General features: G+C 33.8%; 17 protein-coding genes. 9 read left to right on the top strand and 8 right to left on the bottom strand.

Features of this window, described 5'->3' with window-relative positions; genetic code table 11:
* Positions 1–40: 40 nt before the first annotated feature.
* Positions 41–1,138 (bottom strand): acyltransferase family protein, encoded by a 1,098-nt coding sequence (locus E0F98_RS08960; protein ID WP_132110620.1) that lies wholly within the window; start codon positions 1,136–1,138, stop codon positions 41–43.
* A gap of 603 nt (positions 1,139–1,741) precedes the next feature.
* On the opposite strand from E0F98_RS08960, the gene E0F98_RS08955 reads away from it, so the two are divergent.
* Positions 1,742–3,205: an aminoacyl-histidine dipeptidase gene (locus E0F98_RS08955; RefSeq protein WP_132110618.1), complete on the top strand. Its 1,464-nt coding sequence runs from the start codon at positions 1,742–1,744 to the stop codon at positions 3,203–3,205.
* Between the two features lie 336 nt (positions 3,206–3,541).
* Here the strand turns inward: E0F98_RS08955 and E0F98_RS08945 are convergent, their stop codons facing one another.
* The 4 genes from E0F98_RS08945 to E0F98_RS08930 form a co-directional block, all read right to left on the bottom strand.
* Entirely contained in the window at positions 3,542–4,309 is a 768-nt protein-coding gene (locus E0F98_RS08945) for a carboxypeptidase-like regulatory domain-containing protein (RefSeq protein ID WP_132110616.1), read from the bottom strand.
* A gap of 87 nt (positions 4,310–4,396) precedes the next feature.
* The gene (locus E0F98_RS08940) at positions 4,397–6,328 is read right to left on the bottom strand and encodes a DEAD/DEAH box helicase (protein WP_132110614.1); all 1,932 of its coding nucleotides are present in this window, start codon (positions 6,326–6,328) and stop codon (positions 4,397–4,399) included.
* A 203-nt stretch (positions 6,329–6,531) separates the two neighbouring features.
* Positions 6,532–7,110, bottom strand: a complete 579-nt coding sequence (locus E0F98_RS08935) for a non-canonical purine NTP diphosphatase (protein ID WP_132110612.1) — start codon at positions 7,108–7,110, stop codon at positions 6,532–6,534.
* A gap of 690 nt (positions 7,111–7,800) precedes the next feature.
* Positions 7,801–9,309 (bottom strand): FMN-binding glutamate synthase family protein, encoded by a 1,509-nt coding sequence (locus E0F98_RS08930; protein ID WP_132110610.1) that lies wholly within the window; start codon positions 9,307–9,309, stop codon positions 7,801–7,803.
* A gap of 172 nt (positions 9,310–9,481) precedes the next feature.
* On the opposite strand from E0F98_RS08930, the gene E0F98_RS08925 reads away from it, so the two are divergent.
* On the top strand, positions 9,482–11,857 hold the full coding sequence (locus E0F98_RS08925; RefSeq protein WP_132110608.1) for a hybrid sensor histidine kinase/response regulator: 2,376 nt from the start codon (positions 9,482–9,484) through the stop codon (positions 11,855–11,857).
* Here the strand turns inward: E0F98_RS08925 and E0F98_RS08920 are convergent.
* Positions 11,854–12,657, bottom strand: coding sequence for an NYN domain-containing protein (locus E0F98_RS08920; RefSeq protein ID WP_207917096.1), 804 nt, complete (start codon positions 12,655–12,657; stop codon positions 11,854–11,856). The two genes, E0F98_RS08925 and E0F98_RS08920, sit on opposite strands and share 4 nt — an antisense overlap.
* 251 nt (positions 12,658–12,908) lie before the next feature.
* Here E0F98_RS08920 and E0F98_RS08915 point away from each other — a divergent pair, with 251 nt between their 5' ends.
* Together E0F98_RS08915 and E0F98_RS08910 are read left to right on the top strand one after the other, a co-directional pair.
* Positions 12,909–14,171 carry an aminotransferase class I/II-fold pyridoxal phosphate-dependent enzyme gene (locus E0F98_RS08915; protein ID WP_132110606.1) on the top strand — a complete coding sequence of 421 codons (1,263 nt, stop codon included), beginning with the start codon at positions 12,909–12,911 and terminating at the stop codon, positions 14,169–14,171.
* 120 nt (positions 14,172–14,291) lie between these two features.
* The gene (locus E0F98_RS08910; RefSeq protein WP_132110604.1) at positions 14,292–14,768 is read left to right on the top strand and encodes a hypothetical protein; all 477 of its coding nucleotides are present in this window, start codon (positions 14,292–14,294) and stop codon (positions 14,766–14,768) included.
* Between the two features lie 89 nt (positions 14,769–14,857).
* Here the strand turns inward: E0F98_RS08910 and E0F98_RS08905 are convergent, their stop codons facing one another.
* Both E0F98_RS08905 and E0F98_RS08900 read right to left on the bottom strand, forming a co-directional pair.
* Positions 14,858–15,976, bottom strand: a complete 1,119-nt coding sequence (locus tag E0F98_RS08905) for a GTP cyclohydrolase (protein WP_132110602.1) — start codon at positions 15,974–15,976, stop codon at positions 14,858–14,860.
* A 9-nt stretch (positions 15,977–15,985) separates the two neighbouring features.
* The gene (locus tag E0F98_RS08900) at positions 15,986–16,951 is read right to left on the bottom strand and encodes a transporter (RefSeq protein WP_165929301.1); all 966 of its coding nucleotides are present in this window, start codon (positions 16,949–16,951) and stop codon (positions 15,986–15,988) included.
* Between the two features lie 132 nt (positions 16,952–17,083).
* Here E0F98_RS08900 and E0F98_RS08895 point away from each other — a divergent pair, with 132 nt between their 5' ends.
* The 5 genes from E0F98_RS08895 to E0F98_RS08875 all read left to right on the top strand — a co-directional run bounded on the left by E0F98_RS08895 (position 17,084) and on the right by E0F98_RS08875 (position 23,317).
* The gene (locus E0F98_RS08895; RefSeq protein WP_132110600.1) at positions 17,084–17,368 is read left to right on the top strand and encodes a DUF4834 family protein; all 285 of its coding nucleotides are present in this window, start codon (positions 17,084–17,086) and stop codon (positions 17,366–17,368) included.
* 48 nt (positions 17,369–17,416) lie between these two features.
* The gene (locus tag E0F98_RS08890; RefSeq protein ID WP_132110598.1) at positions 17,417–19,849 is read left to right on the top strand and encodes a YfhO family protein; all 2,433 of its coding nucleotides are present in this window, start codon (positions 17,417–17,419) and stop codon (positions 19,847–19,849) included.
* Between the two features lie 63 nt (positions 19,850–19,912).
* Positions 19,913–21,205 carry a glycosyltransferase family 4 protein gene (locus E0F98_RS08885; protein WP_132110596.1) on the top strand — a complete coding sequence of 431 codons (1,293 nt, stop codon included), beginning with the start codon at positions 19,913–19,915 and terminating at the stop codon, positions 21,203–21,205.
* A 17-nt stretch (positions 21,206–21,222) separates the two neighbouring features.
* The gene (locus E0F98_RS08880) at positions 21,223–22,686 is read left to right on the top strand and encodes a lipopolysaccharide biosynthesis protein (RefSeq protein ID WP_132110594.1); all 1,464 of its coding nucleotides are present in this window, start codon (positions 21,223–21,225) and stop codon (positions 22,684–22,686) included.
* A gap of 331 nt (positions 22,687–23,017) precedes the next feature.
* The gene (locus E0F98_RS08875) at positions 23,018–23,317 is read left to right on the top strand and encodes a hypothetical protein (RefSeq protein ID WP_132110592.1); all 300 of its coding nucleotides are present in this window, start codon (positions 23,018–23,020) and stop codon (positions 23,315–23,317) included.
* Positions 23,318–23,346: the final 29 nt, after the last annotated feature.

Below are 23,346 nucleotides of genomic sequence, written 5' to 3'. Positions count from 1 at the left end.
CCTATTGCAAATGGGCTCTCGCCTTATCTTAAATTATATATTATATCCTTGAGCGACCTTTTAACTTATCGGTTAAATAACTTCGAAGCGGGAAATCTAAAAATTTAAATATCAAGTAGGAAAAACTTATAAGTAAAATTACTGAAATAGGAATCACCCACATCAAATCAGAAGTACTTGGTTTTTCTACTATTACATAATTCGCAAAAATCCACATAAACGGGTAGTGTGTCATGTAAAGCGGATAAGAAATATCACCAGAAATTTTGTTGATTTTGTAATGTTTACTTGCTAAGCTTGCGCCCGCACCTAGAGAAACAATTAGTGGAAAATAGAAAACTACTATTATAGGTTCTATCAGCCAGTTCCAATTTTCGTTATAAGGTGTTAAAAAGGCCATCAATAACAAAGCACTCATACCTAGCAAACTTAATTTATTTTTAATTATCCAATTAGAGCGAAAAAGTAGCATTCCCATTAGAAAAGAAAAAGAAATACGAGCTAAGCCATCAAAAAAAGTGGATCCACTCCAACCACCAACTAAATTACCAGAACTCCAACCAACATAAAAAATACCTGTTGCAGCTATTAATACGAGTAGGGTAAGTATTTTTCTAGATGCTTTAAACAATACGGTTGCATATACTAAATTAGCAACGTATTCCCAAAACAACGACCAACTTGGTGCGTTTAAATTAAATAAATTAAAATAGCGTTCTGATACTACAGGATAAGGGATTAATAAAAGCGATGTGATAGAAATCAATGCCGTTTCTTTAAAACCATAAATGGCATATAAATTACTATAAGGATCAAATAGAAAAGTGAGCAAACCTAAAATTGAGCCTACGATAACTAAAGGCTGCAAACGAATTAATCTTAGCTTAATAAAAGTTTTTAGCCCCATACTAGCTATACGGGTATCGTAAGCATAGGTAATAACGAAACCAGATAAACAGAAAAAGAAATCTACTGCTAAAAAACCATGAGAAATAAAATTTTTGCTAAAATCAGTAATAACTATTTCCATAAAATGAAAAATGACTACTACTATGGCTGCTAAGCCTCGTAAGCCATCTAGTATTTCAAAATGTGGCTTACTTTTTAGAAACTTTGATTCCAGATTTTTTTCCCGCATGAGTTTTTATTTTTGTTTGGGTGTTTACAAAAATAGAGTTTTTGTTTCAAATTCAATTTTAATAATTACAGATTCTGTATGGCTTTTACTACATTGTTAACTGTTTGATTACGATTGAATTGAAAGTTTATTGCAGTCCGAGAATCGCAAATAATAAAATAAGATACAAAGCAATTTATGGCCAGTAAGTAGTAATTACATTATAAAAATCATTTGGTATTTTTAGTTATAGTAGTCTTAATAGCAATCGAAAGTAAAAATTACTCCTACTTATTAATTCTGAATTATTTTTTTTTCTATAGATTTTTATTGTGATTTTGGATGTGATTTTCTCCACTAAATTCGAGCACATTTGTCTCCTTGAAAATAATTAATTCCTTTAGCGTCACTAATAGTATTATTTTCTTCAAAGACAAAACAAACTTCTAGTTACTTAGTTTAAATGATTTTCGAAGTCTTGTTCCAGAGATTAGAGTACTAGATGTTCGGCCACGTCCAAAATATTGTGCTAGTTTTCAAGGAGAAATTAATTTCTAAAGCTAAAAACGAATTTAAACTTTGTAACTTTGAGCTTTAAAAATGTTAAACTTCAAACAACAATAAATGAGTCAAGAGATAAGAAATTTAGAACCAAAAGTACTTTGGAATAAGTTTGCCGATTTGAATGCCGTTCCTCGCCCTTCAAAAAAAGAAGAACGCGTGATTGAGTTCATGAAAAACTTTGGTGAAAGCCTTGGATTAGAGACTTTTGAAGATGATATTCGAAATGTGATTATCCGCAAGCCAGCTACGCCAGGAATGGAAAATCGTAAAGCAATCGTGATGCAAGGTCACTTGGATATGGTGCACCAAAAAAATTCAGATACTGTTTTTGATTTCGATACACAGGGAATCGATATGTATGTTGATGAAGACTGGGTGCGTGCTAGAGGAACTACGCTTGGTGCAGATAATGGATTAGGAGTTGCCGCAATTATGGCGATTTTAGAAAGTACTGATATTCCGCATCCTGCGATTGAAGCTTTGTTTACCATCGATGAAGAGACTGGAATGACTGGAGCTTTGAATCTTAAAGGCGGAATCCTGCAAGGACAAATTCTTTTGAATTTAGATACAGAAGAGGATGATGAAATTGACATTGGTTGTGCTGGTGGAATTGACGTTACGGCTACAGCTGAGTATGATGAAGAGGAAACTCCTGAAGGTTCTGTAGGGTATTCAATTACCGTAAAAGGGTTAAAAGGGGGGCATTCAGGAATGGATATTCACAAGGGATTAGGCAACGCTAATAAAATCATGAATCGCCTTTTATTTGATGGTTTTGATAATTTTGGATTGCAAATATCAGAAATTAAAGGAGGAAGTCTTCGTAATGCTATTCCACGTGAAAGTGTTGCCAAAGTAATTATTGCTTCGGTATTTGATGAAGCTTTTGTGTTTGATATGCAACAAGTGGTTAATGATATAAAAACAGAATTAAAAACGACAGAACCTAATTTAGAAGTTGTTTTCGAGAAATTAGATAAAGCTCCAGAAAAAGTAATGCCATCTATTGCTCAGTATTATTTTGTGAGAGCAATGTATACTGCTCACAACGGAGTGTATAGAATGAGCGCTGACTTTGCTGATTTAGTAGAAACGTCAAATAATATAGCTAAAGTGGTTGTAGGTGAAGGAAAGCTTTCTGTGCAATGTTTAACCCGTTCGTCTGTGGAAACGGCTAAATTTGATTTAGCAGCTGCTTTAACATCTGCTTTTGAATTAATGGGATGTGAAGTGGAACTTTCAGGATCTTATCCAGGATGGACTCCAAATGCAGAATCAGAAATTCTAGATGTTTTAGTGCCTATTTATGAGAAACAAACTGGTGAAAAACCGAGTGTAGTAGCTTGCCATGCTGGATTAGAGTGTGGAATCCTTGGAACTAACTACCCAGAGATGGATATGATTTCTTTTGGACCTACTATTCATGGAGCGCATTCTCCTGATGAAAGAGCGAGCATCTCCTCTTCTCAAAAATTCTGGAAATTTTTATTAGAAATTTTGGCTAATATTCCATTGAAATAGTATGTAGTGTTCAGTCGCAGTTTTCAGTGTAGCACTGAGACTTGCGACTGCGACTGAACACTAATTTTTAGTCTCTTTTTGGACTGTTTTTCTTTTCTCTCTTTTCTTCTTTCTTTTCTTTAGCCGTTTTAAGTGGCTCTTTTTTTGCGGTTTTCTTCGCGTCTTGACTTTTTGCCATGATTTTCAGTATTTTAATGTTCGTTTCTAATGTAAGTAAATGTATGCAATATTTTGATGTGTTCTAAATATAAGCATAAAAAAATCCCCAAGAACTGATGTAATTGGAGATAATTTTTATTGGATTGTAATTTTTCGAAATAGATAGTTTAGTTCGGCTTATCTTTTCTTCAAAATTTTATATTCTTCATAACAGCCACTGATTGCGTCCATGATTTGGAGGTCGTTTGCTGTTTTTATAAAGGACTCAGAGTAGTTGCAGCGTTGTAATATTTCGGGGATTTCTTTTTTATCGATTCCGAGAAGCACAGCAATAGTTTCTCTGTCAAACTTTGATTCTAAAAGATTTCGAAGCGTATCATCCTTCTTCATTTCCTTCAGCTTTTTTAGCTCTTTTGGATTCTTACCAAAGAAATTATAAAGCATATCTGTAGGATTAAATATGGATCCAAGTACTCTTCCAAATGCATTTGGAGAATATTCACCAGCTTCATATCCATGAGTTAATCCAGAAATACTATAGCGGTAATTTTCGCTTGTAGGAATTGTTTTTGAATCTACTTCCAGATATCCTGTTAAGTTAAAAGGTCTAATGACTACTTCTTCAAGGGCGATAGCTCGCTCAGTCAAAAAGATCTTAGCCATTTTATTTTTGATCCAGTCATTCGTCACTTTTACTCTAAGCGATTGAAATCCTAAAAGAGAAATGTGCAAGGTATCAGTTGGTTGCACATCAATTTCAAAATATCCACTAGCGTCCGTTCGTGCTCCTCTAACTTTATTAATGTTGATGATATTTGCATTGTTCAATGCTGACTTATTGAAGTCGTTATAGATGTAGCCGGATACTTTTTGGGAGGGAACTATCTCTTGTGCAGATGCAGTTAAGGATAGCGCTAAAAAAAAGAGAACTATAGAATATTTCATAAACTGGTTTAAAACTTTAAAAGTACTAAACAGTATCAAATATCCTATAGTTCTCTACTATAATTATAAGAAAATTAACAGTAAATGTTAGTCTCTTCTTGGTCTTCTTGGTCTAGGTGAGTCACCAAAACTTTCAGAACGTCTAGGAGCTCTGTCTGAAGAACCTTCGCTTCTTGGAGCTGAGCTTCTTCCGCCAAAACCACCTTCTCTAGGAGCTGAGCTTCTTCCACCGAAACCACCTTCTCTTGGAGCAGAGTTTCTATCGCTTCTAAAACCACCACCAGAACCTTCTCTTCTTGGTGCAAAACTACCTTCTCTTCTTGGAGCAGAACTTCTTCCACCGCCAAAACTACTACCACCAGAACTTCTTCCGTTGTGATCACGTCTTCCGCCACCATCATTTTTAGAAATTTCAACATTGATACGACGTCCTTCTAATTGTACGTTGTTCAATACTTCCATAACTTTATCTGTGTGCTCAGGATCTGTGTTAAAGAAAGAGAAACCTTCTTTTACGTCTACTTTGAAAACGTCATCACGACCTAAGTCTAATGTTTCTTTCAAGTAGTCTTTTAATGACATCCAGTCGAAGTTATCTCTAGAACCAATGTTCACAAAATATCTTGTTGCTCCACCGCTACTGTCTCTTTGAGCTCCATCTCTATCATCGCGCTCACGTCTATCTGAACCAGAAGCTTGATTAGAGATATCTCTAGTTTTCTTGTAATAGTTGATAAAACGGTTGAATTCAACTGAAACCATTTTCTTGATTAACTCTTCTTTCGTTAAGTCTTCAAGTACATTATTGATTGCAGGAAGGTAGTTGTCGATTTCGTGATCAACTTCTACATCCTTAATCTTAGTAGCTAAGTGCAATAATTGGATTTCGCAGATTTCGATTCCTGAAGGAATTGTTTTTTCTTCGAATTTTTGTTTGATGATTCTTTCGATAGAAGAAATCTTACGCAATTCGCTTTTAGTTACAATTACAATAGAGGTACCTAATTTACCAGCACGACCAGTACGACCTGAACGGTGATTGTAAGTTTCTATTTCGTCAGGTAATTGATAGTTTACTACGTGAGTAATGTTATCAACGTCAATTCCACGTGCTGCAACATCAGTAGCTACAAGCATTTGGATTTGTCTTCCTCTAAAAGATTTCATTACACCATCACGTTGCGCTTGAGATAAATCTCCGTGCAATGCAGCAGCGCTATATCCATCTTCTACTAATTTCTCAGCAACAGCTTGCGTATCTCTTTTGGTACGACAAAAAACGACAGAGAAGATATCTGGATTAGCATCAGCTAAACGTTTCAAAGCTTCGTAACGATCACGTGCGTTTACAAGGTAAAACTCATGTGATACTGTTGCAGAACCTGAATTCTTAGCTCCTACTGTAATTTCAATAGGATCTTTCATGAATTGTTTTCCAATTCTAGCTACTTCTGCAGGCATTGTAGCCGAGAATAACCATGTGTTTTTTTCGTCTGGCGTAGTCGAAAGGATGTTTACGATATCTTCGTAGAAACCCATGTTCAACATTTCGTCAGCCTCATCTAGAATACAAAAATTAATTTGAGAAATGTTTACCAATCCTCTGTTAATCATATCTTGCATTCTTCCTGGAGTTGCCACAATAATTTGTGCGCCTCTCTTAATGTCTCTCGCTTGGTCTGTAATGCTAGCTCCACCGTAAACTGCTACCACATTAATACCTTTTTCGTATTTAGAGTAGTTTTTAATTTCGTTGGTAATCTGCAAACAAAGCTCGCGTGTTGGAGATAAAATTAATGCTTGTGTGTTTCTGTTGTTAGCATCAATTTTTTGGATAACTGGAAAACCAAAAGCTGCCGTTTTCCCTGTCCCTGTCTGAGCCAACGCAACCATATCTGTATCTTTTTCCAATAATAGGGGAATCGCTTTCTCCTGTACTTCAGTCGGACTTTCAAATCCTAGATCTAAAATCGCCTTCAGTAACGATTCACTCAATCCTAATTGTTCAAATTTATTCATATGTGTTTTTAAAATAGGGTGCAAAAGTACTGTTAATAATCGAGATAAACTAATGCTATTTCAAGTTTCGGTGATTTATTAGTGAGTGATTATCAATATGTTAGATTTTCATTTTCAGATTTGGCGCTTTGAATTTGGAAATAGTTTAGGGAAAAACAGTGAGAGCGGACTCTTTTTGGATTAAAATCAGTGGCTTAGAACGCTTATTTCTCGTTTTTTAAAAAGTCGATTAGTAATTGCGTCGCTTTTCCTCTATGGCTAACCTGATTTTTTATTGTTGAGGACAGTTCAGCAAAAGTTTTGTCATGTCCTTCCAGTCGAAAGATGGGATCATAGCCGAAACCTTTATTTCCGGCTTTAGCCAAAGTGATCCCGCCACGAGCTATTCCAGTAAAAAGATGCTGCTTCCCGTTAAGGTTTAAAGTGATTACTGTTTTAAAATGTGCATTCCGATTCGTTTTGTCAGAAAGTGCTTCTAATAGTTTATCCATATTGTCTTCAGCGCTGCGTTGTTCGCCGGCATACCTGGCAGAATATACTCCTGGAGCTCCATTTAAGACTTCGACTTCTAGACCTGTGTCATCTGCAAAGCAATCGTAGCCGTATTTTTGGGTAACGTAATTGGCTTTTATAATGGCATTCCCTTCAATTGTATCGGCGGTTTCTGGAATTTCCTCATGACAACCAATGTCTTCGAGGCTTATTATTTCAATTGCTGGAGGAAGTAGTTGTTGGATTTCTTTTATTTTGTTTTGATTATTGGAAGCGAAGACGAGTTTCATTTGTTTTTATTTTTGAATAAATCAAAGATATGTATTTTTAAATTATCCTTAAAAAGCGTTATCCTGTATAGTTGTTTCTCTTACTGTCGTAAACGCTCATCTAAATCAGATTGTAGCTATATATCTCTGGTTTATATGAATCATGTTAATATAAAGCTAAAATATTCATTTACAGGTCAATATATATTTAATAGTCGTACATTTGAGTATGGTTTTGGTTTATTATTAAGTATGGCCATCTGAAAAGAGTAGCGTATTTTTTTATTTAGAAGTATCGAAAGATATTTAGTTGATTATGATAAACCAAAATTTAAATTAGAGGCCTGTAAAAAGGCCTCTTTTTTTGTAATCAAATGTACTAATGGGATTGATTTTTTAATTTTTATCTGAAATTGGATTGTAAATTAGGGTAATAGAGGAAATTGTACGGCGAAAATTGTATTTTATTGAATACTGATTGTCAGGTAGTTAAACAATAGTTAAACCGCAAATTGGGGTGTTTTTAGGCGTGTTTTTTTGTATCTTTGATATGTGGTTTTGATTAATTACTTGTTTTTGTTAATCTTCACATAAGAATAACAGCGCAATAGTCAGCTATGCGAGATTTAATGTATGAGTTGATAATGGTAAATCAGAACTAACAATTGGAGGGCTTTAATAGCCCTCCTTTTTTGTGTGGACGTGTTTTCTTTAGGAGTCTCTGACGCTTCCTAATATGTCTGGAAAGTATAAGTCAGACAAATGGGTTAATTCATCACCGCGCATAAATATACTGCCATCAACCTCTTTATAGCTTGATTTTCCTGCAGCGGCAAGTAATTCGTTTGCAGCATGCAAGGTGTTTTTATGGAAATAAAATACGCGTTCTGATTTATCTGCTACCACTAGTCCTTTTATCAGCATTTTATCTTGCGTAGCCACACCAGTCGGGCAGGTGTTGTTATTGCATCGCAGCGCCTGAATGCAACCTAAAGAAAACATAAATCCTCTCGCACTGTTGCATATATCGGCTCCCATCGCTACAGCTCTAAGTATAGAATAGCCTGAGATTATTTTACCGCTGGCTATTATTCTGATTTTGTCTCGAATATTTAACCTGATTAATGTTTTATTTACAAAGATAAGAGCAGGTTCAAATGGCATTCCCACTCCATCGGAGAATTCTAGTGGTGCGGCTCCTGTTCCGCCCTCGGCTCCGTCAACAGTTATGAAGTCTGGAAAGGAATTCTGCAGAATCATTTCTTGGCAAATTAATTCAAACTCACTTGTCTGACCAATGCATAGTTTAAAACCAACGGGTTTTCCATTTGACAATTGGCGTAGATGAGTTATAAACTTTATCAATCCCGCGGCATCATGAAACGCGGAATGGTTGGGTGGGGAAAGTATGGTCGTGTGTGGCAGGACACCTCTTATTTTTGCGATTTGCTCTGTGTTTTTTTTGGCTGGCAATACACCGCCGTGACCTGGTTTTGCTCCTTGTGATAACTTTAATTCGATCATTTTTACTAAAGGATTGTTTGCTTTTTCGGTGAATTTATCAGGATCAAAATTTCCAACTTCATTACGACAACCAAAATATCCGGTTCCAATTTGCCAGGTAACGTCTCCACCTTTTAAGTGAAATTCGGTTAGTCCACCTTCTCCTGTATTATGGTAGAAATTACCTTTTTTGGCTCCATTATTAAGGGCAATAATCGCATTTTCACTCAAAGAACCAAAACTCATCGCGGAAATATTCAATAAAGAAGCCGAATAGGGTTGGCTGCAATCTTGACCGCCCACCATAACTCGGGGTAGCTCGTGGTTGACTTGCGCGGGAAAGACAGAATGTTTTATGCCTTCATAACTGGACTGATTAATATCTAGTTGTGTTCCAAAAGGAGTGGTGGCATCGATATTTTTAGCTCGCTGATAAGCAAGAGCACGTTCGTTTCTTGAAAATGGTTTTCCATTAGTGTTTCTTTCGATAAAATATTGCTGTATTTCTGGGGCGATACTTTCAAACGCATATCTAAAATAGCCCAATATGGGGAAATTCCTTAGAATGGCGTGCTTTGGTTGTATGCTATTGAAAAGGCCTATTACCAAGAGTAATAGTATAAAGACAGGGAAGATAAATCCAGTATTTAAATAGAAATGCGTCGCTACCGATACTATAAAAAGAGCTAATCCATAGATGAAAAATTTCATTCTCATATCAAATCGTTTTTATAGCCTCTAATTTAAGAAGAATATAAGTTCTTTCGCATATAGAATCGATATAAAAAAAAACATTGTACATTTCGAAAATATCTAAATGAGTAAGTAAAACAAACTGAACACCTATTTTCTACGTAGATAGGACTAGTAGGAAGAATAAAATTTAGTAATGAAAAAACGCACCAACACTAGAAATGCTTTAATGACTTTCTTTTTCATGTTCATTTTTATGAATTCGTACGCTCAGTATGTATTTCGTGCAGACGCATTGCCACAGGAGATATCGTTACACCCTTATACTTCAATAACAGATGTTGGTCAGAAAGAACTCGATATCCAATATGTAATTTCGAATTATGAATCATTGAACCCAATATCTTTAAAAACGGCCAACGATGATTTAGGTTTTACCCAAAATAATTTTTGGGCACAATTAGCACTTCATAACCCTACTGATTCCGACTTGCATTATTATTTAGAAACGGCACTTCCTATAACTGATCTCGTGGAGTTGTATACGGTCGATGTTGTTTCGGGTGAAATTTCGAAAGCCGTAAGTGGAGATGCTTTGCCGTTTGCTGAACGAGCTTATGATAACCGTAGGACAATTTTTAAAATTGAAATTCCATCAAAAGCAAGTTTAAAATTATTTCTACATTTAAAAAGTGATGGCGAAGTACTGAAAATCCCTGTAATCTTGCGTACAGCAGATAATTTTATCAAGAAAGTTGCTTTTGAGCAATTAATCTTTGGAGTCTTTTATGGTATTTTGGCAATTGTAGCGATTATTTACTTCTTTTTCTTTTTTGCTTTAGGGAAAATTACCTTTTTATATTATAGTTTGTATGTTATTTTTGTAGGGCTATTGCAATTCGCATTAGATGGATTCTTCTATGAGTTTGTAACTCCACAAGCTGGATGGTTTTCAAACCACGCAATCCTTTTTATTGCGATTATTGCCGTTTTTTTATCTGGAAAATATAGTGAGGTATTTTTGAAAATAAAAAAACATAGTAAAACAATTTACAATTTGTTTAACCTAGCTTATATACTACTTTTTCTGCTATTAGTCTCTGTTGTTTTATTTCCTACATTGTTATTGCTAAACTACCTTTTGATTAACATACTTACACTTGTTTTTCTTGTTTTGATAGTGTACTCAATAGTTTACCTCTACTTTAAAAGGAAACCAGTTGACTCTTTTTTCACCACAGGTATTTTGTTTTTGATTCTAGGATTTACAGTTTTTATACTTCACAATTTTGGGCTACTTCCTAGCAATTTTATAACTCAAAATAGTTCTAAGTTAGGTACTGGTATGGAGGTTATTTTTCTTTCGCTTTCGATGTCTAATCTAATCAGAAGTTTAAAAAACGAAAAAAATGAACTGAACCGTATTGCTTTAGTTCGATCAGAGGAGATGAATGATTTAAAGACTTATTTTTTGTCTAACATCAGTCATGAGTTAAGAACTCCTTTAAATGCTATTATGAATTTAATAGATTCTGTTTCTAATGAAGTAGAAGATGAAAAAATAAGAAAGAATTGCCAAGTCATTAAATATTCGTCCCATAGTTTATTAAGTTCTGTAAATGATATTTTAGATTTTTCGAAAATTGAAAAAAAAGAACTGAAAATCGAAAACATCCTTTTTAGTCCAATGAAAGTTATCGAGAGTTTAAAAAGCAATGCCGAGATTCGAGCAAAAGACAAGGGACTGGATTTTCAATTTTTAATTTCAAATGATATTCCGGAGCTGATTAAGGGCGATGAAACCAGATTAGTGCAAATTATAAATAATGTATTAAGTAATGCTATTAAGTTTACCTCTGAGGGCTGTGTGAGTTTTAATATCCATACACGCATAAAGGACGATAATAAAGTGAGTTTAATAATAAAGGTTTCTGACTCAGGAGTGGGGATACCAAAAGATAAAATGGAAAGTATATTCGATTCTTTTTCTCAAAATAATATAGACAATAAAAGAAAATTTGGAGGGCTTGGTTTAGGTCTGTTTATTGTAAAAACACTTGTGGATATGCAGGATGGGACAATAAAAATGCAAAGTACTCTTGGTGAGGGTACAAGTTGCGAAATTAAGATTGATTATGACATTGTTGAATTAAAAAGAAGGGAAATAGTAGCTTCTGAGCCTGTTGTTTATGATTTAGGCGGGAAAACCATATTAGTAGTCGAAGACAATGCGATGAATCAAATGGTTATTAAAATGATTACTAAAAAATGGTTGAATACTACTGTTTTATTTGCTAATAACGGTCAGGAAGGATTAGAAGCGTTTATAACTGCTAAAATAGACCTTGTTTTAATGGATCTTCAAATGCCGGTTATGGATGGCTATGAAGCTACAATAGCAATAAGAAATGGTGAAGTAGGTCTTGAAAATGCGAACATCCCTATTATTGCTGTTACGGCTGATGTCATGGAAAGTACAAAAGCACGCGTCGCAGAAATAGGAATGAACCATTATTTGTCAAAGCCAATAAAAAAAGAAGATTTATATAAAATCGTAAAAGAATTAGCCTAACTAAAGCGTAACCTTACATAAACATGCTTAATTCCTTTTTTTTCTGATTCTCTTTCGTCGATTTCTAAAATATCAGTCAATGATTTAAGCATGGGTGTCAGTTTAGCAAAACCATAATTTCTTGGGTCAAACTCGGGTTTTTTCTTTACAATTAAGTTTCCTACGTCACCAAGAAAAGCCCATCCACTGTCATCAGCAATGTCATCTATTGAGTCTTCGATTAAATCTATTGTTGGTTCGTCGACCTTACTTAGTGGTTTCCTAATGTTTTTGTCCGGTGTTTTTTCTATGTTCTTCCCGGTAACTTTTTTAGTTTCTGTATTTGATACTCTTTTTGGTGCATTTTTCTTAATTGCTCCATCTAGCACTTCGATAAATACAAATCGATCACATGCACTTATAAAAGGTTTAGGGGTTTTTTGTTCTCCTATTCCAATCACTTTCATGCCTGACTCACGCAAACGAATGGCCAAACGTGTAAAATCACTATCGCTGGAAACGATACAAAAACCATCTAATTTTCCGGAATACAACAAATCCATCGCATCGATTATCAATGCTGAGTCGGACGAGTTTTTTCCAGTAGTATAACTATATTGTTGGATGGGAGTAATGGCGTGCTCTAATAAAACAGCTTTCCAGCCATTTGCATTTGGGCGTGTCCAGTCGGCATAAATACGTTTTGTTGTAGGTGTTCCGTACTTGGTGATTTCTTCCATCATACCTTTTACATTGCTGTATGGTACGTTATCAGCATCAATTAAGACGGCTAATTTTAGTTCTTTAGTATTTTGCGACATAATAGTAATTGCATTTTGTGATTTTTCAAAGATACAAAGTTTATTATAAAAATGACTTCTAGACCAAACAGGAGCAACACCTTTTTTCATCCTAAATATTGTACAGAATCCTGAAATAAATTCAAGAAAAAATAAGATATAAATGATAACAGGATTAGCTAGATAAAAATAAATTTACTTTAAAGACTTTTATAAAATATAAATATTATTTTTGCAACTTCTTAAAATTAAAATTATTACTTAAATATATTATGGTAAAGGATTTATTCGAAAGAATTCAAAACAATAAAGGACCATTAGGAAAATGGGCTTCACAAGCAGAGGGTTACTTTGTATTTCCAAAATTAGAAGGTGATTTAGGACCAAGAATGAAGTTTCAAGGAAAAGAAGTTTTGAACTGGAGTTTGAATGACTATTTAGGTTTAGCTAATCACCCTGAGGTAAGAAAAGCAGATGCAGATGCAGCTTTAGAATACGGTGCAGCTGCCCCAATGGGAGCTCGTATGATGAGTGGACACACTAAGTATCACGAGCAATTGGAGAGTGAATTGGCAGCTTTTGTAATGAAAGAATCTGCTTATTTATTGAATTTTGGTTACCAAGGAATGGTGTCAATTATTGACGCTTTGGTTACTAGAAATGACGTAATTGTGTATGATGTTGATGGTCATGCATGTATTATTGACGGAGTTCGCTTACACAGCGGAAAACGTTTTACATACAAACACAACGACATTGAAAGTATGGAGAAAAACTTGCAACGTGCAACTAAAATTGCTTCGGAAACAGGTGGAGGAATCCTTTTTATTACGGAAGGTGTTTTTGGAATGCGTGGTCAGCAAGGAAAATTGAAAGAAATTGTTGCTATGAAGCAAAAGTACAATTTCCGTTTGTTAGTTGATGATGCACATGGTTTTGGTACACTTGGTGAGACAGGTGCTGGAGCGGGTGAGGAGCAAGGTGTTCAAGACGAAATTGACGTTTACTTCTCTACGTTTGCAAAATCAATGGCTAACATTGGTGCTTTTGTAGCGGCAGATCAAGATGTAATTGATTACTTAAAATATAATTTACGTTCTCAAATGTTTGCAAAAGCATTGCCTATGATTCAAACAATAGGTTCATTGAAACGTTTAGAGTTGTTGCGTAATCACCCAGAACTGAAAGATAAGCTTTGGGAAAACGTGAATGCATTGCAAAACGGATTGAAATCTAAAGGATTTAATATTGGAGATACAAACACTTGTGTTACCCCAGTTTACCTTGAAGGAAGTGTTCCAGAAGCGATGGTGATGGTGAACGATTTGAGAGAAAACTACGGGATTTTTCTTTCGATTGTAATTTATCCAGTGATTCCAAAAGGAATTATTTTATTGCGTGTTATTCCAACTGCTTCACATACTTTGTCTGATATTGACGAAACATTGACTGCGTTTGAAGCGATTCGTGAAAAATTAGTAAACGGTACTTATAAAGAAATTGCATCTAGAACGAAAGTGGACTTAGATGCGTAATTCAACTTTACTTTAAATTTCCCTAGTGGGAATTATATAACAAAATCCATTCATTGTATGAATGGATTTTTTTGTTTTTAGGTAACTTTACCAATCTATTAACAATAAACAAAAAGAATTATGAAAAATGTATATTTATTTTCTACCGTATTATTACTGGCGCTATCTTCCTCTTGTATGAATAATAAAAAAGAAGATGTAAGTGTACCGCAATTAGAAGTGGAAGCGCCATTAGAAACAGCAGCTAATCAATGTTATCAAGCCATAATTGGAAAAGATACCATTACACTAACTTTTATGGTCAATAGTGTAAACCAATTTGAAGGTGAATTAGATTATTCTTATTATCAAAAGGATAAAAGTTTTGGAACGCTTTTAGGGAATGTAAAAGGTGATACTATTTTTGCCGATTATACTTTTCAATCGGAAGGGAAAACATCAGTAAGAGAGCTGGCTTTTCTTAAAAATGATCCCAACACTTTTGTAGAAGGACATGGAGAGGTTGTAGAAGTGAATGGGAAAGCGGTTTTTAAAGATAAAAGCAAAATTAAGTTTGACGGAAACATAATTTACAATAAAATTGAATGTCAAGAATAAGTTCAGAGCAATTCAAAGAAGCAAAAAATCCATTAGTTTGACGCTAATGGATTTTTTGTTTATCAGATTATAAAAACGCATTACTATTTTTAAAGTTCTTTTCTAAAAGTTTTTCTTCTGCAGCACACTTCAGGCTTAAAATGTTTCCATAAATTTTGAACTGCAATATTATCAGCTAATTCAGGAGTTCGGTAACAGTTGATTACCCCTTTTTCTTTAAATGTATGATAATATTCATTAAAGATAATCGCTGTAACCGCTTTATTTTGATAGTCTGGATGCACACCGATTAAGTAGAAAATCATATCCTTACTTTGTTTTTTAGCTTTTAGTAAATGAATAAATCCAAAAGGGAATAATTTTCCTTTTGCCTTTTGTAAAGCTTTAGAAAAAGAAGGCATTACGATACTAAAAGCGACAATATTATGGTCTTTATCCTCCACAAATTTAATATACTCAGGATTGATTAAGCTGATGTATTTTTTCTTAAAATATTCTTTCTGAATATCAGTTATTGCTACAAATGAAGATAAGGAAGCATAAGATTCGTTAAATAAATCAAACATCTTATCTACATGTGGCATCACCTCTTTAGTGGTTTTAAAATTAAGCGGACTCAACTGGTATCTTCTTTTTACCAAATCATTAGCTTTCTCAAAAAACTCCGGTTTTACATTCGAAAAAGGAAACTTACTTTCGATATATTCTTTTTCGGTGACATAACCCAGCTGCTCAAAATGAGTGGCGTAATAAGGATGATTGTACCAGGTAATCATCGTTCCTAATTCATCAAATCCTTCGGTAAGAACACCTACTTTATCTAAATTAGAAAAACCCATCGGGCCTTCGGCATATTCGAGATTGTTTTTTCGTCCTAATTCATATACTTTTTCTAGGAGTGCTTTTGTGACTTCGATATCATCTATTACATCAAACCAACCAAAACGAACTTTCTTTTTTTGTTGGTCATTTACCTCACTCCAATTGATAATTGCCGAAATTCGTCCTACAATTTCATCGTTTTTATAGGCAAGAAAAAAATAAGCTTCGGCATTTTCGAAAGCAGGATTTTTCTCTTTGTCGAATGATTCCAGTTCATCTGCAATGATGGGAGGAACCCAGAATTCGTTGTCTTTATAAAGGGAGAAAGGGAATTTAATATATGCTGTTAATTCACTCTTTGTAATCGCTTCTTTTATAGTAATCATTGTTGTTTATTAATTTGTAGACTCTAGTTGTTCTTTACGTTTTTTATTCTTTTTTTCGACTTTCTTCTGTGTTCTTGACTTGGGACTGCTACCACTGTCAATATTTATTCGAACTTCTTTATAATTTGTATCATAGCGCCATGAAAAACCAACACCTCCATATAATATAGAAGGAGTCGTTTTTAAACTAGAACTTATGGAAGCGTCAATTTGAATGTCTTTATTGACTAAATAAGCAGCGCCACCTCTTACAATAGCATCGCTATAAAAATCACTTTTAAATCCTTGATTCTCAATAAAAGCAGACCATTTGTTACTTATTCCTCTAGTAAGCGTAAGTGCATATCCATAACTCGGATATTCTGTTGAAATATAGTCGGCGATAATATTAGATACTAAAACCCATCTTCCGTCACCAAAATGGTTTTGAGTAATCAACATGATTTTTGGGGAAACCGTTGATTGCGTTGGAAAGGAGTATGGATTATTTGAAAAGTGGAAATTTGCACCGGCATAAACGGAAACAGCGGGAACTAATTGCCGCCAATTAAAGGTCCTATTCGCCTTCCAGCTGTAAATATTAATTTTTTTCTCGTAATTTTTAAAAGGATCATAAATTAAATATTTGGCACCAAGAACAGTTTGCTTTAAAGCGGACTTATCTACGCTACTGAAGGGTGTGGTGAAATTCTCGTTCTGATACTGCAAATCAGCAATTAATTCTAGTCTTTCAAGTAATAGACCATATCTCAAAGTAAGATCTAAACCGAAACCTTTAGCATCGTACTCTAGTAAGCTGTGGTTTTCTTTGATCCCATAAATCCCTGCTTCGGCCTGAAATACAGATTTGCCTACTGAAAATGCAGACATCGTTTCACCAGGTCTATTTGAATTTATTTGATCTGTATGTTGTCCGTAATGGATTATTGGAAACATAAAAATCACAGCAGCAAGTATTATTTTAAGTTTTGACATATTCTTTTTGGATTTAAAAGTAATAACGCTGTTCAAATGTACTATATTTTATCATTTATTTAAGAATGATATTTTAATTTTGTCGCGAGATTGCGGGATTGATTTATTAATTTTGCTAAAAAATATTTGATTATGCAAACGGCCTCCTTTACAGGTTTTATAAAAACACTTTTTTACTTTGTGGCTTTCTATTACATTTTTAAGTTTGTGGCAAAATTACTATTGCCATTACTCGTCAAAAAAGTAGTAAAGAAAGCAGGAGAAAACTTCCAGCAACAACAACAGCAGCAAAGTCAAGATACTTCATGGCAGAAAACGCAATCTAATGACGAAATAATAATAAACACCTCAAATTCTAAGAAACCGAGAGAAACCAAAAAAGTAGGAGATTATGTCGATTACGAAGAAATAGATTAGATTTGCGCTAATTAATGGTCTCATATTTTAAAACATAACTCTGGAAATTTGAAAATTATAAATAAATTTTACCCGCACGCTATAGCCATTCTTGGTTTTGTAATTATATCTTTACTCTATTTTTATCCTGTTTTGCAGGGAAAACAAATTTTCCAATCTGATATTGCTCAATATACGGGTATGGCCAAAGAGCAAAATGACTTTAGAGCCTCTGACCATGTCGAGCCCTTTTGGACAAACAGTGCTTTTGGAGGAATGCCAACTTATCAGTTAGGAGCTAAGTATCCTTATGATTTTATTGGTGCTATTGATGATGTTTTACGGTTTTTGCCTCGTCCGGCTGATTATTTGTTTTTATACTTCTTAGGGTTTTACGGCTTATTATTAGTGCTAAAAACAGACCCGCTAAAGGCGTTTTTTGGTGCTTTAGCTTTTGGTTTTTCTACTTATTTGATCATTATTCTGGGAGTTGGACATAATTCCAAAGCGCATGCGATTGCTTATATGCCGCTTGTGATTGCAGGATTTATTTTAGTTTTTAGAAAAAAATATGTTCTAGGTGGTTTACTGACGATGTTTGCGACAGCATTAGAAATCAATGCGAATCACTTTCAAATGACCTATTATTTATTGATTTTCTTATTGATTCTATCGGGATACTTTATCTATTTAGAAATTAAAGAGAAATCATATAAAACGCTTTTAAATTCACTTGGTGTTCTTGCTGTTGCAGGAGTATTTGCGATAGGTGCCAATGCGACAAATTTATTAGCAACTGCTGAATATGCCGGTTTTAGTACCAGGGGAAAAAGCGAATTGAGTTTTAATCCTGATGGTTCAAAAAACACTTCTTCTACTGCGATGACCAGGAATTATATCACCGAATATAGCTACGGTCTGGCAGAAAGTTTTAATTTGATTGCTCCAAGACTTTTTGGAGGTTCGAATAATGAAGCGCTAGGGAAAGATAGTAAAATGTACGAATTCATGATTGGTCAGGGTGTTCCTGAGGGACAAGCAGCCGATTATGTAAAAGGGATGCCAACCTATTGGGGAGACCAACCGATAGTGGCAGCGCCAGCTTATATTGGTGTTGTTGTTTTCTTTTTGGCAATTATGGCTTTATTTATTGATGATAGAAAAATAAAATATGTTTTTCTTTCGGGAGCCATTGTGGCTTTGATACTTTCATGGGGAAAGAACTTTTCTTTATTGACCGATTTCTTTATCGATTATGTCCCAATGTACAATAAGTTTAGAGCGGTCTCTTCGATACAAGTTATTCTAGAATTATGTCTCCCTGTTTTGGCCATTATGGGATTACAGTCGTTCTTTAAACTGGATAACAAATTACAATGGAAAGCAGTGTATAGTACTTTAGGAGTAGCTTTTGGACTCATAGTGGCTTTGTTTTTAAGTAAAAGCATGTTTGACTTTACAGGTGCTAACGACGGATATTATAGAGAAAGTTACGGTCCTGAATTTGTAGATGCACTTATAGGCGACAGAATGAGTTTGTATAGTGCAGATTTATTGCGATCTGGATTTTTTATACTTTTAGTTGCTGGAGTTTTATGGTTGTTTATAAAAAATAAAATTGCTCAAAATACCGCAATAATTCTTGTAGGTTTATTTATGGTGTCTGATTTATTCTTTGTTGCTAAAAACTATGTTTCGGCAAAAGATTTTGTTAGTGGTCGAGAAGTTGAAGTTCCTTTTCAGGAAACAGCTTCAGATATTGAGATTCTAAAAGATACTTCTCACTACCGTGTTTTTGAGGTGAGCGGAAACTTTTCGAGTGCGAGAGCTTCTTATTTCCATAAATCGATAGGTGGATATCATGCTGCAAAACCGAGAAAAGTACAGCAACTTTTCGATTATCAGATTGCTAAAAACAACATGGAAGTTTTAAACATGTTAAACGTTAAATACATTATACAGACTAATAAAGAAGGAAAAGAATTCCCAACGATTAACCCAAATGCTAACGGGAATGCTTGGTTTGTAAATGATGTTAAATTAGTGAATAAGGCTAATGATGAAATGAAGCTTTTAGAGCAACTGGACACAAAAAGAGCAGCTATTTTCAATATTCACCTTTATGGAGATAAATTTAAAAACGCTCGTTTAAAAAGAAATTTGGACACGACAGGAACAATTAAAGTTGAAGTTTATAAACCCAATTATATAAAATACACTTCGATTAATAAAGGTGAAGGCCTAGCTGTTTTCTCTGAAATCTATTATGAAGACGGATGGAATGCCTACATCGATGATGTAAAAACAGAACATTTCCCTGTTGATTATGTTTTGAGAGCTATGATTGTGCCTGCAGGAGAACATACTATCGAATTTAAATTTGAACCACAAGTAATAAAAACAGGAAGTACCATTACTTTAATTAGTGCTGCTGGAATGTTATTGCTTGTTGTTGGTGGGATTTATTACGAAAGAAAGAAAAAACATAAGAATGTCGATTAATGCGGTAAGAATTTAAATGCAGTAGTTGCTATTTATTAAGCTTAACAATTCAATGTTCATAAATTGGAAAACAAAAAAATCTTAATCATAACCTATTATTGGCCACCGGCAGGAGGACCAGGAGTTCAGCGATGGCTGAAGTTCGTGAAGTATCTTCCGGAATTTGGAATTCAGCCTATAGTGTATGTTCCTGAGAATCCTACTTATCCAATTGTTGATGAAAAATTGGTAAAAGAAGTGTCAGATAAGGCAATTGTATTGAAGCATAAGATCTTTGAGCCTTATCAATTAGCTTCTTTATTTTCGACAACTAAAACAAAAAAAATTAGTTCGGGTATTATTCCAAATAAGAAAAAACAATCCTTTATGGACAAACTTTTTCTTTTAATTAGGGGTAATTTATTTATTCCCGATGCGCGTTTTTTATGGGTAAAGCCTTCGGTAGGGTATTTAGAAAAATACATTGTTGAGAATAATATTGACACTATTGTTACATCGGGACCACCGCATAGCTTACATCTCATCGGACTTCAATTAAAACAAAAGTTAGATTTAAAATGGTTTGCCGACTTTAGAGATCCTTGGACAACCATTGGATACCATAAATCCTTGAGATTATCAAATTACGCCACAGACAAGCATAAGATGTTAGAGCGCAAAGTTTTGACCTCTGCAGATACTATTATAGTGACGAGCAAGACTACGAAAAAGGAGTTTGAAGCCATTACTAAAAAGCCTATTGCGGTGATAACAAATGGTTATGATGTCGAGAAAGTAGAAATACAGCCACTCGATACAAAATTTAGTTTGGCGCATATTGGTTCTTTTCTTTCAGAAAGAAATCCTATGATTTTATGGGATAGTATAGTTGAATTAGTAAATGAAGTTCCAGATTTCAAAGCACATTTAGAGATAAAACTGATAGGAGCTGTAAGTCAGGAAGTACTGGAAACTATTTCGGAATTTGGATTGAATTCTTATTTGAATAATCTAGGATATGTTTCACACGGTGAAGCGATCGCTCATCAACGCAAATCGCAAGTTTTGTTATTGATCGAAATCGATTCTGACGACACAAAAAGTATAATTCCAGGGAAATTATTCGAATATATGGTTTCTAATAGACCTATTATTGCAATTGGCCCCAGAAACTCTGATTTTGCCGAAATAATAACGACGACTAATACGGGAGTATTTTTTAACTATTCGGAGAAAGCCAAGCTAAAAAGTGTAATTTTGGACTTTTACAATCAATTTTTAGAAGGGAAATTACAATCGAATGGAGTAGGATTACAGCAGTATTCTAGAAAAAGTTTAACCAAGGAGTTAGCGCAATTGATTAATTCTAAATTCTAATAAACTACTAAGCTTTCATGGGAATAGTTTTAAATCAGTCGTTAAAAAACACAATAATAACTTATATCGGTTTTGGCATTGGGGCTGTAAATACAATTTATTTATATCCCTTTTTTCTTGGTGCAACCTATTATGCATTAACTAATTATGTGCTGTCAGCATCTAGTATTATTATGCCTTTGTTAGCTTTTGGTATGCAAAATACTTTGGTTAAATTTTACTCACAATGTAAAACAGAACAAGAGCAAGCTAAATTTTTATCATTTACGGTTCTGTTTCCGTTGCTCTTAAGTATTCCTTTGATCTTATTAGGAATGCTCTTTTACACTGATATTTCTGATTTCCTTTCTAGGGAAAACCCAATTGTGAAGGATTATTTATGGCTAATTCCGTTTACGGGTTTATGCATGGCTTATTTCGAAATATTTTATGCCTGGGCTAGAGTACATATGCACTCGGTTTTTGGTAATTTTATTAAAGAAGTAGGTCTTCGTTTTTTTTCCCTACTCGCATTGATTGCAGTGTATTTTAATTGGATTACAGTGATACAATTTGTTTATGTTACTGCTGGTATTTATTTTGTGGCCTGCATAGTGACTATGTTTTATGCATTTTACCTTAAAAAACCAGAATTTCAGTTTTCAGTACCTCATAATGTAAAGGAAATTATGGTGTATACTTTTTTTATTATTTTATCGGGAAGTGTGGCTACATTGCTTTTAGATATTGATAAATTAATGCTGAACCAATATATCAAAATCGAAAACATAGCTTATTATTCAGTGGCGACTTATATTGCATTGGTTATTTCAGTTCCCTCTAGGGCAATGCACCAAATCGTATATCCGATTACTGCAAAATTAATGCATGAGAATAAACATGATGAACTAAATGTTTTATATAAGAAGACTTCTATTAACCTTCAAGTGGTGGGCGGATTTGTGATGTTGTGTATTTTTGTCAATATCAACCAACTTTATGAAATGGTACCTAAAGAGTATGGAGGTGGGATTTTTGTGGTTTTTATGATTGGGATATCGAAGTATTTTGATTTAATTTTAGGAAACAATAATGCGATAATTTTTAATACTAAATATTACCGAGCTGTTTTATTTCTTGGAGTAATCTTGGTTTTTTTAACAGTTGGTTTAAACATGATTTTTATTCCTATTTATGGCATTATAGGCTCTGCTTTTGCTACTTTATTATCCATCACCTTATATAGTTTAGCTAAACTACTTTTTGTCGTTAAAAGGCTGCATTTGTATCCGTTTACAAAACAGACTATTTATTCTATGGGTCTTACTCTTGTTTTATTTCTATTATTTTATTTTTGGGATTTTCCTTTTATTCCAATCGTTGCTATTATATTGAAGTCTATATTGGTTACTGGTGCTTATATAGTAATTAATTATAAGTTTGTTATTTCAACTGAAATAAATGATGTTATCAACACACTAATAAAAAGAGTGGGAATTTAGCCTTTGGCTTAATTTTTAATCTATTTTATCTCTATTACTTGATAGTGGTGTTTTTTCTTAGGCAATTTTTTTTGGTGTTTTTTTATCTTCTAGACTAAATTGTTTTAGGAAGATAAATCAGTAAATTTTATAAACCTTAATGTTTTATGTGTAATAATATTTATACGTTATAACAATATATTTGTACGAATCGTTTAGTGTTTTTCCTGATTAATATTTTTAAAATATCACTAAAAGTGGGTATTGTAACTCTAAACGGAACAATGTAATTTTACAACCCCCATCAAGTACATTGCTTAAAGTGTAATTGATTATATGAAAACATTAAATTATGAATTCGATAAACATTACTCCAGAAGAGAATCTATTTAAACTTAAAAAGATTTTAAATGAAAAAGTTAGTAAAGGCTTCACGATTGAAGAAATAAATAATAAAATGCCTTTTGCAGTTTTGTGTAAAAAAGGCATAAAGGTAAATCATAATATTAATTTTTTATTTTCATGTGTAACTCTTGGTTTGTGGTCTATACCATGGATTTATAAAACATGTATTTCCTCAAAAGATAGAAAAATAGTAGTTGCCATTGATGAAGATGGAAATCCTTTTGTTGACAAATGTTACAGTAATTAACTAAATTGCAGTTTATTTTAAATAATAAA

The organism is Flavobacterium hiemivividum, from assembly GCF_004349145.1.
Classification (GTDB): Bacteria; Bacteroidota; Bacteroidia; order Flavobacteriales; family Flavobacteriaceae; genus Flavobacterium; species Flavobacterium hiemivividum.
Note: the sequence above shows the minus strand (reverse complement) of the source record. Positions and strands in the feature narration are given on the sequence as shown.